Genomic DNA, 11,779 nt, shown 5'->3' with positions numbered 1-11,779 from the left:
CTAAGATAATTTATTTAAAACTATTAAAATTAAAAAAAAAATGGCAAACGTTAAAAAAGAAAAAACAGCAAACGGAGGAGGAATGGTTTCAGGATTGATTATTGCTGCCTGTATTGGTGTTGGTGTGGTGATTTGGAAATTCGTGATGGGGAATCCTGCAAACTTTGAGGGAGGTAACATTGAAACAGGGACTCCGATAAACACATTAGGTCAAGTTTATCATGGTGGAGCAGTTGTTCCCGTATTACTAGGAATGTTGTTAATGGTTCTTGTTTTTTCAATTGAAAGATATTTTGTAATCTCTAAAGCAGCTGGAAAGACTAAGTTAGATGTGTTTATGGCTAAGATACAAGCGAGCATCAAAGCAGGAGAAATTGATGAAGCTATCGTTTCATGTGACAAACAACAAGGATCTGTTGCAAATGCAATTAAATCTGCATTGGTAAAATACCAAGCAGTGAAAAAAGAAGGATTTAATAGTGAGGAAGCAGCAGAGACTATTCACAAAGAAATTGAAGAGGCAACTTCACTAGAAATGCCAATGTTGCAAAAAAACATGACTATCATCTCTTCATTAGTATCTTTAGGAACTCTTGTTGGATTATTAGGAACAGTAGCGGGTATGATTAAAGCGTTTGGTGCATTAGCAGCGGCTGGTACTCCTGATCAAGCGGCACTTGCAGCTGGTATTTCTGAAGCATTGATTAATACTGCAACTGGTATTGGAACTTCAGCAGTAGCAATTATCTCTTATAATTTCTTTACTTCTAAAATAGATGATTTGACATACTCAATCGATGAGGCTGCGGTTTCAATTGTGAACTCTTACAGAAGATTTAGAGGGAGTTTGAAGCAGTAATCTTGTTGATGTTATTATCAAATAAAAAACAAAAAGAATGGCTAAAATAAAAATAAATAAAAATCCGGGCTCTACAGATATGACCGCTATGTGTGATGTCGCATTCCTTTTGCTTACTTTCTTTGTAATGACTTCAACAGCCAAGATACCGGAAGCACTTCCTGTAGATACACCTACATCAACAGTTCAGACTAAATTACCTGAAACGGATTTAGCTACTTTAACTGTGGGTAAAGGAAAAGTGTTTTTTGATTTGAAAGGCAGAGAAGTTCGTATGAGAACGTTAGAGTTAATGGGTGAGAAATACAATGTGAATTTTTCAGATAGTGATAAGGCAACTTTTTCAATGATGGATGATTTTGGTGTGCCACTTCTTAATTTGAAACAAATCATTGATATGAAAGCAGCTGATAGGAGTAAAGCAGGTCAGCCTGGTATTCCAATTGATTCGCTTGACAATCAATTAAAAGAGTGGATCTATAATGCGCGTATAGCGAATATAGAAATCAATGACAAGGAATTGCAAGTCGCTATTAAAGGAGATGCAAAAGAAGAGTATCCAGCTATTAAAAAAGTGATGGATGTTTTACAAGAGCAAAAAATCAATAGCTTTAGTTTGGTTACTGGTTTGAGAGGAAAAGATTTTTAATAAAAAAAATACACTAAAATGGCTGAATTAAATACCGGTGACGGTGGAGGCAAAAAAGGTGGGAAAGTAAGAAGTAAAAAATCAAATGCTAAGGTAGATTTGACTGCTATGGTTGATTTAGCTTTTTTATTGATTACATTTTTTATGTTGACTACCACTTTGTCTAAACCTCAATCGATGAGTTTGGCGTTGCCAGATAAAGACCCAAACAAGGACAATGTTGACATGAAAGTTGACGAGAATCGTACTATGACAATTATGTTAGGTAAAGATGATAAGTTGGTTTATTATGTCGGATTGTTAAATGCGCCAATTGCAGGTCCGAAAGATATTGCTTTCGGGAAAGATGGTATACGTAAAGAACTTTTGTCTAGACAAAAATCAGTTTTAGCTTATTCTGCAGCATTAGGAAAGCCTAAGAATGGTTTAATTGTAATCATCAAGCCTAGTAAAAAATCTAATTACAAGAATTTAGTTGACATACTTGATGAAATGGCAATTGTTGGGGTAGGAGATTTTGGTAATTACGCCATCGTTCCTGAATATTCTCCTGAAGAACAAAAATTGTTAGAAGGAAAGCAGTAATAATCTTGTTTCCTAATAACCTAATAATTAAGAAAAATGAAATTAGACATATTAAAAAACCAATGGCTTGATATCGTATTCGAGGGGCGTAATAAGGTTTATGGAGCTTATGAATTAAGACAGTCAAACAGAAAAACTACTATTAAAGCACTTATAATTGGTGGTGTATTTTTTAGTCTTGCTGTGGCCGCTCCGCTTATCATAAACTTATTGCCTGAAGGTGAGGAGCAAGAGGTTGATAGGGATATCAAGATCACTGCCATAAAATTACCTCCAAAGGAAGAAAAGCCAAAATTGAATGTGCCGCCACCACCACCTCCGCCGCCAAAAGTGGATCAAGTTAAGTTTGTGAAGCCGGTTGTTGCCAAAGCTGAGGAAGTGACCGAAGAGCCACCAAAAATTGTTGAAATTAAAGACAAGAAGGTAGGTGCCGAAACCATAAAAGGAGATCCAGATGCTGTTTTAACAGTTGAGCCAGTTGGTACTGGAAAGGCAGCAGTTGTTGAAGAGGTTGATAACCAGATATATAACACTGCGGGTATTGAGGTAAAACCTGATTTTCCAGGGGGAATCGATAAATTTTACAAGTTTGTTGGTAGCAACTACCAAACTCCTGAAGAAGAAGGATTAAAAGGTAAAGTTTACGTTACTTTTGTTGTTGAAAAAGATGGTTCTTTGACCGATATTAAAGTGATTAGAGATATTGGTTATGGTACAGGAAAAGAAGCTATACGTGTTTTGAAAAAGTCACCAAGATGGTCACCAGGAATACAAAACGGTAAACCAGTAAGGGTTCTTTATTCTTTACCAATTACTATTCAATCAGCTGACTAATGTTGAAGAACGTACTTAACAATATTAAGAAGAAATCGCTTAGAGAGCGATTTCTTCTTGTTTTAGGAATTTTCTTTTTTTTATTATATTTTGTTTTAGGTCTTTTTATAATATTTATGAAGAATTTCCCTTTGGAAATGGGACAGATCTATAGAGTTGCTTTTGGGGTCATTTTGATTGTATATGCATCCTTTCGATTCTTTAGAATTATAAATGATAATTACTATTAAATTATGAAAATTACGTCTAAACTACCAGCTTTGTTACTATTAATTTCAGTATTACTAGTTTTTTCTTGTAATGAAAAGAAAGATGATAAGGAAGAAGAAACTATTTTAAAAGGAGCTATTTCTATTTACGTAGATGAAACTTTAAAACCAATCATTGATGACCAGGTGGCAGTTTTTGAAAGTAAATATGATGCAAAAATTACGCTAATATCAAAATCAGAGTCGGAGACGATTAATTCACTTTTTAATGCTAAAGGAGGAGTAGCCATATTATCTAGAAATTTAACCGAAGAAGAACTCAATGTTTTTAAGCAAAGAAAGATAACACCTAAGATAACTCCTTTCGCAACTGACGCTATAGCTTTTGTATCTAATAAAAGAAACAATGATACGTTGGTAGCTTTGAAAGATGTTGTTGATTTCATGCAAGGCAAGGATGTCCCATCAATTAAAGGTCTTGTTTTTGACAATTTAAATTCCAGTACATTACGTTATTTGAATGATTTGGCTGGCATTACAGCAGTTCGAAATAAAGGTATTTTTTCGTTTAAAACAAATGAGGAAGTTATAAAACATGTTTCTCAAAATGATGGATTGATCGGCGTTGTAGGAGTTAATTGGCTATCTCAAGCTTCACCGGATATGCAAAAATATGTAAAAGATCTAAATGTTTTGCATGTCAAAGGGCTAACAGGCGACTCTTATTATCTCCCTTCTCAAAATGATATTGCTGAAAAGAAATACCCTTTGGCACGCGATTTGTATATAGTAAATTGTCAAGGATTTTCAGGATTAGGAATGGGGTTTGCTTCATTTGTTGCTGGAGATATTGGACAAAGAATAATATTAAAATCGGGGCTTCTACCAATACGCATTCCTGGAAGGAAATTTATTATTACCGGGATAAAAAATAATGAAAAATAAATTAACTACGATGAAAATGAATAAACTTACAACTTTTAGCGTTGCCATAATGGCTTCTGCTTTTACAGCCCAAGCACAGGATATTAATCAAGCTAGAAAAGCAATCGATGCAGAACAGTTTGAAAGTGCTAAAACCATTTTAAAATCAATTATAAAAGCAAAACCTTCAAATGGTACTGCTTATTTTACTCTGGGAAATGTATATCTTAATCAAAGTGTGGAAGATTCTGCAAAGATTTATTTTCAAGAAGGATTAAGCGCTTCTGATGGAGCAAAACTGAATTACATTGGTTTAGGTCAAATGGACTTAGATAAAAATGATGTTACTGGCGCACAAGCTAAGTTTGCATTGGCATCAAAAGACATGAAGAAGAAAGATGTGCAAGAATTTGTTTACATCGCTAGAGCATATATGAATGCAAATAAGCCGGATTATAAAAGCGCTATCGCAATACTAACTCGAGCAGCAATTAATAATTCTCAGGATGCGCAATTACAACTTGCATTGGGAGACGCTTATTATGGTGATGGAAAACAAAATGAAGCGTATGTAGCGTATAGAAGTGCTTTTCAATTAGATAGTTCTTTATTGAGGGCTAAAATGCAACTAGGTGTTTTGTTGAAAGGTGCTAAATCGTATGATGAAGCTTCAAAAGCTTACAACGAAGTAATTGCTATAAATCCTAATTATGGTCCAGTATATAGAGAATTAGCTGAAACCTATTATAAGATAGCACGTAATAAACCGTCGCAAGCTGCAGCAAATTATAAAATTGCAATGGGATATTATGATAAATACATGTCATTAACGGACTATTCTATTAATTCTAGAATGCGTCGTGCTGATTTTCTTATTTTAATGGAAGATTATGTGGCTCTCGAAGCTGAAGCGAACAAAATGATAGAATTGGATAAAGTTAATCCTCGAATATACCGTTATTTAGGTTACGCTGCTTACAAAAATGGAAATGTGGATGTTGCGATTAAATCATTGGAAAGTTTTATTAATGCTCCAGCGAATAAACCGATTGCATTAGATTATTTATATTTAGGATTGACAAAAATCAAAAAAGGAACAAGTGCTGATGGTTTATCAATTGATCCAGTTGCTTTCAGTTCAGGTTTGGTTGATATCAAAAAGGCAATTGACATGGAGCCTTTGGCAGTACAAGAGTTGAGCGAAGTTGGGAAACAATTATTTACTCAGAAATTATACACCGAATCTGCTGTTATGTTTGAATTTGGTGCAAATACACCAGAATCTACAAGTTTTCTTGATGATAATGTATATTACGGTTTAGCAAATTATTATGCAAATGTTAATAAAGAAAAAGGAGCAAAGGTTGACGCTATAGCTTTACAAAAAGCAGATGCTGCATTTGATAAAGTATTAGTGGCTTCGCCTACTTATTTAGAGGCATATTTATACAAAGCAAGAACTAATAGATTACTTGAAAAAGATGATGCGATGGTTCAGAACTATGAAGCGTATGTTGCAAAAACTATGGAATTAGGAGCTGAGGAAGCTGCAAAACCTGCAGTAAAAGCTAAAATTATTGAATCTTACAATAATATGGCGGCAAGTTTTGCTAATACTGACAAGCTTAAAGCTATTGAGTATTTCAAAAAAACACTAGCATTAGATCCAGCTAATAGTTACGCTGCTGAGTCTATTAAAATTCTAAAATAATACATTTTTTCACTAATAAAAACCGATATCCTTATGGCTATCGGTTTTTTTTTGTTTTTACATTTGAATATTTATATTTAATTATCTGCAATTTATTTTTTGAGCTTATAAAAGAATGTACTTGTCAGCAATTCAATTCTGTAAAAGTTTAGCACATTAGTAACTGTTTTCAATTTATCTCCTTTTCAAATTAACTATCTTTGCACTTTAAAATTAAAGAATGTTATCAAAAGAAGTACAGTTAGAAGTTAATAAAGGCGCGATGCTTCCACTGATGGAAGAGTTTTACACTATTCAAGGAGAAGGATTTCATACTGGAACGGCAGCATATTTTATTAGAATTGGCGGATGTGATGTAGGTTGTCACTGGTGCGATGTTAAAGAGAGTTGGAATGCTGAATTACATCCGCCTACAGGAATTGAACAGATTGTTACCAATGCGACTAAGTATTCAGAAACAGTTGTGATTACTGGCGGTGAGCCATTGATGTGGGACATGAGTTTGCTCACACAAAAGCTTAAAGAAAATAATAGAAAAGTACATATTGAAACTTCTGGAGCATATCCGCTTACGGGAACTTGGGATTGGATTTGTTTGTCTCCAAAGAAAAATAAGCTTCCAACGGAAACCGTTTATGACAATGCACATGAGTTGAAAGTAATCATTTATAATAAGCATGATTTCATTTTTGCCGAAGAACAAGCTGAAAAGGTAAATCCAAATGCAATTTTATTCCTTCAACCAGAATGGAGTAAAAAAGAAGAAATGACACCGCTAATTGTAGATTATGTAATGAACAATCCAAAATGGCGTGTCTCTTTACAAACCCATAAATATTTAAATATCCCTTAAAACTTAAAAACCTCAAAAAGCAATTGCTATTTGAGGTTTATCTTTTATTATAAGAAGCAGCACTTCCTTCTGGGTGTTAAATAGACAGCTTTGCCAAATAATCAAAGTGTTCTCCTTCTAGAAGCAGTTCACATTTAAATCCATTATCTAAAGCTGCATTTTGCAAAGTGTTATAATCAATGAACATCCACTCAAATGGTTTTTCCTTTTCGCCTTTGTAAGAGATCTTAAAAACGGTTTCGCCATAATATTCATTTTGCGAAGGAATCCACTTTCCGCCGTCTTCATCATCATCAAACATATAAATGATATCAGAACTGTCCAGTAGAATTTGTCCGCCAGGATTTAATAATGATTTTAGTTTTAAAAGAAATTTTGGTATATTTTTTAGTTTGCCGCACATTCCTGCACCATTCATTAATAATAAAATGGTATCGTATTTTTCATTTTCTAAAGTCATCACATCCTGGACCTTTGCTTTTAAAAGCCCGCGAAGCGTACACGCTTGAATAGCATTTGGAGAAATGTCGATAGAAGTGACATCTAAATCGCGTTGGTTTTGTAAAGACAAGCTGTGGCTTCCTGCGCCACATCCTACATCCAGAATTTTTCCTTTGGCGAGTTGTAACGCTTTTTGCTCCAGTTGCGGCATTTCGGCATATGAGCGAAACAAGTAGGCAACACTCATTTCATCTTCTTCTGAAATCGTAGTTTCAGTGATTAAATCTTCGGGTGAATTATTGGTCTGAAAATCAAGTATGGCTCTGCCAAAAAGGTCTTTCATTATAGTTGATGTGTTAATTTGGTAATTTGTTAATTTGTTTTAAGTAATTTCGCCAGATGTTTTATCGAATAACCGAAAAAACAAACCGACTAATGAACAATATTTTAAACAATCTTCCTAAAGAAGCCAAAGATAGGCATATCGAAAATAAAAAGTATTTCGATAAGCTGAAAAAGAAGACGCCAAAGAATTTAGATTACGTGATGCAGGATTTACACGACGCCGAATTTAAGAAAATGGATTGTTTAAAGTGTGCGAATTGCTGTAAAACTACCGGACCATTATTCACTGATGCCGATATTGAACGTGTTTCAAAATATTTGCGTCAAAAACCACAACAGTTTATTGAGCAATATCTTCACATTGACGAAGACAGGGATTATGTGTTGCAAAGTGTGCCGTGTACTTTTCTGGATAATGAAAATGCATGTATGATTTATGATGTTCGCCCAAAAGCGTGCAGAGAATTTCCGCATACGGACAGAAAAAAGTTTCAACAAATAACGGAATTAACATTGAAAAACGTTGCAATCTGTCCCGCTGCTTTTAACATTGTAGAGGAAATGAAAAAGAAATTGCCTCTTTAAAATATTTCATCTCGTCTCCCTCTCCTCATGAGACGGCTGGGATAAGCATTAATATATCAAATATTTCGATCTCATTTCTTTAAATTCAACCAAGCCTTTATTCCAGCTTTCTCTTATTTCTGTTTCCGAAATTCCAGTTTCTATTTGTAGTTGTAATTTTTTTGTTCCTGCAAGCTTTGTAAAAAAAGTATTGAAGAATTTTGATTGGTCCTTTGTTGCATGGTAGGCTTTAATCAACCATTTTAATTCCAGTCGATTTACTTTTGTAGCCGTTGATAAATCTTCTCCGTAACATTCGATACCATTGTAAACAGGGTTTTGTGCGCCAAAATTTGGTTTTGGAGTAAAACTAAAGCTACTTTTCGGTAAATAAGGAGAGCCATAAATTTGAAACTGTTTTTCCGTTCCTCGCCCCACACTTACATTCGTACCTTCAAACAGGCATAAACTCGCATAAAGATTCACTGATTGTTCGTTCGGAAGATTTGGCGAAGGCTTTACGGGTAAACTGTAATCCATTTTTCGATTGTAATTTATACAGGGAATTACGGTCAATTGACATGAAACTTTATTTTTTAGCCATTTCTCACCATTAATCATTTTTGCATATTCGCCAATTGTCATTCCATGAAGCAAAGGAATTGGATGCATTCCCACAAAACTGCTGTGTTCCTTTTCAAGAATTGGACCGTCGATAATACTTCCGTTAGGATTTGGTCGGTCAAGAATTAAAAGTGGAATGTTATTTTCGGCACAAGCTTCCGTTATATAATGTAACGAAGAGATATACGTGTAAAATCGTGCGCCTACGTCTTGCAAATCAAAAACCATGATGTCGATCCCTGCGAGTTGCTCTGATTTTGGTTTTTTATTGTCGCCATAAAGAGAAATAATAGAAAGCCCGGTTTTAGAATCTTTTCCGTCAACTACATGTTCTCCCGCATCAGCCGTGCCACGAAAACCGTGTTCAGGCGCAAAGATTTTCTGGATGGTTATGTTTTTTTCTAAAAGAAAATCGACTAGATGAATTTTATTAGAGAGAATACCGGTTTGATTGGTTGCAATTCCAATTTTCTTATCCTTTAATAATGGTAAGTAGGCGCTATAATTATCAGCTCCAGTTTTTATTTCTATTTTTAGACTGTCATCAGTTTTTTCTAAAACTGATTTTACATTTTTTTGAACAGCTGTTTTCCTCGCAGAACAGGATGTTGAAATAATGGTGAAAAATATAAACTGAAGTGATATTTTAAGAAATGGAGTCATATAGAGGTTCAAATAAAATTAATGTCAATTAGTGTAATTCGTGTTTTAGCCGTATTTTTGGCTTTAGCAACGCAAACTGGCGTAGCAAATCCAAATTAGAAACACAATCAAATTGAATCTAGAATATTTCATCGCCAAACGTCTCATTACTGCTAAAGATTATAAAAGTAGCATTTCTGCGCCAATTATAAAAATCGCTATTTCGGCAATTGCTATTGGTATGATTATGATGATTGTTTCAGTAGCAACGGGAATTGGACTGCAGCAAAAAATCCGCGAGAAAGTTTCGGCGTTCAATGGACATATCATTATTTCGAATTACGACAACAATCAATCCGAAGTCACCTTGGTGCCAATTTCTAAAAAACAGGATTTTTATCCAAAGTTTACATCAGTTTCTGGAGTGGAGCATATTCAGGCCATCGCCAGTAAAGCTGGAATCATTAGAACCGAAACCGCTTTCGAAGGAATTATCTTCAAAGGTGTGGGTACTGATTATAAGTGGAACAATATAAAGGAATACATTGTTGAAGGTAGAATTCCAAATAATAAAGGTGATTTGAACGAAGAAGTTGTGATTTCTCAGTTTATTGCAAACAGGTTGAATTTGAAAGTAGGTGATGCATTCAATACTTTCTTCATGAAAGAGAAAGGGTATAACCTGCGGAATTTTGATGTTGTTGGGATTTTCAATTCTGGTTTTCAAGAATTCGACGCTACATATATAATAGGTGACATTCGTCACATGCAACGTATCAATAAATGGGCTCCGGATCAAATAGGCGCTTTTGAGGTTTTTGTTGATGACTTTAATACAATCGAATCTACCGGAGAACAAGTCTATGCACAAACGGCATCAACATTGGATAGTAAAACTATAATCGAGAAGTACAGCTACATATTCGAATGGCTTCAATTATTCGATTTCAACATCATCGTTATATTAGTTGTTATGATTCTTGTTGCCACAATCAACATGGTCGTAGCTTTACTAGTCTTGATTCTTGAGCGAACACAAATGATAGGAATCCTAAAAGCATTAGGAGCGAATAATTGGTTAGTCCGAAAAATATTTCTTTACAACGCCTTTTATCTTATAGTAAGAGGGCTTTTCTGGGGAAACCTGATCGGTATCTCATTATTATTAATTCAACAACAATTTGGTATAATTAAACTTCCACCAGAGAACTATTACGTCAATCAAGCGCCGGTGTATCTAAACTGGGGATACATACTTCTATTAAACCTGCTCACTGTGACCGTTTGTTTCCTAGTATTATTAATTCCTTCCTATATAATAACTAAAATTTCCCCAGTCAAAGCCATACGTTTCGATTAGATTTTCATCTGGGCGTTACCGTTTATAATAAAAAGAGGCTATTATCCCAAAAGGTAATAGCCTCTCTTTATTATAAACGGTCGGGCTATTCGCTACAAGTCCTCGCCCCGCAAAAGGCAGGACTGTGGGCTTTCCGCTGCTATCCCTAACGCGAACCCGAGTAAATTAAGAATTTTAGCTGTTTAAACATTTAGTATCACACCGTATATATAGGAGTAAATAGGAACAGGACCATTTGGTATTACATAATGTATAAGACAAAACCATTGAATAGTTCAACCTAGAACTTAAATAAGGTAATGAAATCAGCATCAGAAGCAGAAAAGCGAAGCGAAGAGCAGATAAAAGAGCAACATGCCTGAATTTCTGTAGCTCTAAAAAATATAAAGAGATTTGACAAGCTCGCGTGTAAGCCTGAAAAGCCCGGACTTTATCCATAAAGTCATCTTTTCCTTAGGAGATCCTCGAAGTGCCGGGAGGGAAGCAAAAAAAAAATACTTTCAAAATTCACGGTTTCAGCGAGTTAAAGTTTACTTTAATAAAACATCAAAAAAAAGTATTAAAAAAGCTTGAATAACCCAATAAACGGTGTAGTTTTGCACCCGCAACAACGCAGACGTTCTTTCAAATACTGGCAAGCAAAACGAATCAAACAGAAAATTTATTTTCTAAAAAAGATTAAAAAAAGCTTGTGAGATTAGAAAACGGATGTTACATTTGCACCCCGCAAAACAAGCAAAGTTCCTTGATAGATTGATAAGAAAACGAGGAGAAAACGAGATAGAAATTATTTCAAAAAAAACTTCAAAAATTTCTTGCCAGTTAAAAAGAAAGTTGTACTTTTGCACCCGCTTCCAGAGAGACACAATGTGACTCAAACGAAGGGAAAAAAAGATAAGAACACGTTCCTAGACATATTGAATTGACAGCCGTTTTAAGAGAGATCTTAGAACAAAAGAATAAGAGTAATAGAATCGAGAGATTTGAAAAAACCACTAGAATTTAGTCGAATAACAATAGCTTGAGCAATCGAGCAAACAATATACGATGAAGAGTTTGATCCTGGCTCAGGATGAACGCTAGCGGCAGGCTTAACACATGCAAGTCGAGGGGTATAGTTCTTCGGAATTAGAGACCGGCGCACGGGTGCGTAACGCGTATGCAATCTACCTTTCACAG

11 protein-coding genes and 1 rRNA gene are annotated in these 11,779 nt (G+C 34.9%); 10 read left to right on the top strand and 2 right to left on the bottom strand.

Annotated features, from left to right (window positions below):
- The first annotated feature begins 40 nt into the window (after positions 1–40).
- The 7 genes from E0F89_RS08510 (at position 41) to E0F89_RS08475 (ending at position 6,624) form a co-directional block, all read left to right on the top strand.
- Positions 41–859 carry a MotA/TolQ/ExbB proton channel family protein gene (locus E0F89_RS08510; protein WP_131909385.1) on the top strand — a complete coding sequence of 273 codons (819 nt, stop codon included), beginning with the start codon at positions 41–43 and terminating at the stop codon, positions 857–859.
- A gap of 37 nt (positions 860–896) precedes the next feature.
- On the top strand, positions 897–1,508 hold the full coding sequence (locus tag E0F89_RS08505; RefSeq protein ID WP_131909384.1) for an ExbD/TolR family protein: 612 nt from the start codon (positions 897–899) through the stop codon (positions 1,506–1,508).
- 18 nt (positions 1,509–1,526) lie between these two features.
- Positions 1,527–2,093 (top strand): ExbD/TolR family protein, encoded by a 567-nt coding sequence (locus tag E0F89_RS08500; RefSeq protein ID WP_131909383.1) that lies wholly within the window; start codon positions 1,527–1,529, stop codon positions 2,091–2,093.
- Between the two features lie 36 nt (positions 2,094–2,129).
- Complete coding sequence (locus E0F89_RS08495; RefSeq protein WP_131909382.1) at positions 2,130–2,927, top strand: energy transducer TonB; 798 nt, start codon at positions 2,130–2,132, stop codon at positions 2,925–2,927.
- 233 nt (positions 2,928–3,160) lie between these two features.
- Positions 3,161–4,081: a PstS family phosphate ABC transporter substrate-binding protein gene (locus E0F89_RS08485; protein ID WP_131909380.1), complete on the top strand. Its 921-nt coding sequence runs from the start codon at positions 3,161–3,163 to the stop codon at positions 4,079–4,081.
- Positions 4,071–5,771, top strand: coding sequence for a tetratricopeptide repeat protein (locus E0F89_RS08480; RefSeq protein WP_317126091.1), 1,701 nt, complete (start codon positions 4,071–4,073; stop codon positions 5,769–5,771). Before E0F89_RS08485 ends, E0F89_RS08480 begins: the two co-directional genes overlap by 11 nt.
- A 220-nt stretch (positions 5,772–5,991) precedes the next feature.
- Positions 5,992–6,624, top strand: a complete 633-nt coding sequence (locus E0F89_RS08475; protein WP_131909379.1) for a 7-carboxy-7-deazaguanine synthase QueE — start codon at positions 5,992–5,994, stop codon at positions 6,622–6,624.
- A gap of 76 nt (positions 6,625–6,700) precedes the next feature.
- Here E0F89_RS08475 and E0F89_RS08470 read toward each other — a convergent pair whose 3' ends face one another.
- Positions 6,701–7,408 (bottom strand): class I SAM-dependent methyltransferase, encoded by a 708-nt coding sequence (locus E0F89_RS08470; RefSeq protein WP_131909378.1) that lies wholly within the window; start codon positions 7,406–7,408, stop codon positions 6,701–6,703.
- Positions 7,409–7,500: 92 nt separating this feature from the next.
- On the opposite strand from E0F89_RS08470, the gene E0F89_RS08465 reads away from it, so the two are divergent.
- Positions 7,501–7,995, top strand: a complete 495-nt coding sequence (locus E0F89_RS08465) for a YkgJ family cysteine cluster protein (protein WP_131909377.1) — start codon at positions 7,501–7,503, stop codon at positions 7,993–7,995.
- Between the two features lie 48 nt (positions 7,996–8,043).
- On the opposite strand, the gene E0F89_RS08460 is transcribed toward E0F89_RS08465, so the two are convergent.
- Positions 8,044–9,261: an exo-beta-N-acetylmuramidase NamZ family protein gene (locus E0F89_RS08460; RefSeq protein WP_131909376.1), complete on the bottom strand. Its 1,218-nt coding sequence runs from the start codon at positions 9,259–9,261 to the stop codon at positions 8,044–8,046.
- 112 nt (positions 9,262–9,373) lie between these two features.
- Here E0F89_RS08460 and E0F89_RS08455 point away from each other — a divergent pair, with 112 nt between their 5' ends.
- Together E0F89_RS08455 and E0F89_RS08450 are read left to right on the top strand one after the other, a co-directional pair.
- Positions 9,374–10,600 carry an ABC transporter permease gene (locus E0F89_RS08455; RefSeq protein ID WP_131909375.1) on the top strand — a complete coding sequence of 409 codons (1,227 nt, stop codon included), beginning with the start codon at positions 9,374–9,376 and terminating at the stop codon, positions 10,598–10,600.
- 1,044 nt (positions 10,601–11,644) lie between these two features.
- Positions 11,645–11,779 (top strand): 16S ribosomal RNA (locus E0F89_RS08450); the annotation flags it as partial.

It is taken from the genome of Flavobacterium caseinilyticum (genome assembly GCF_004349085.1).
Lineage (GTDB): Bacteria > Bacteroidota > Bacteroidia > Flavobacteriales > Flavobacteriaceae > Flavobacterium > Flavobacterium caseinilyticum.
The sequence above is the reverse complement of the archived record's forward strand: the minus strand, read 5'-3'. Positions and strand labels throughout refer to the sequence as shown.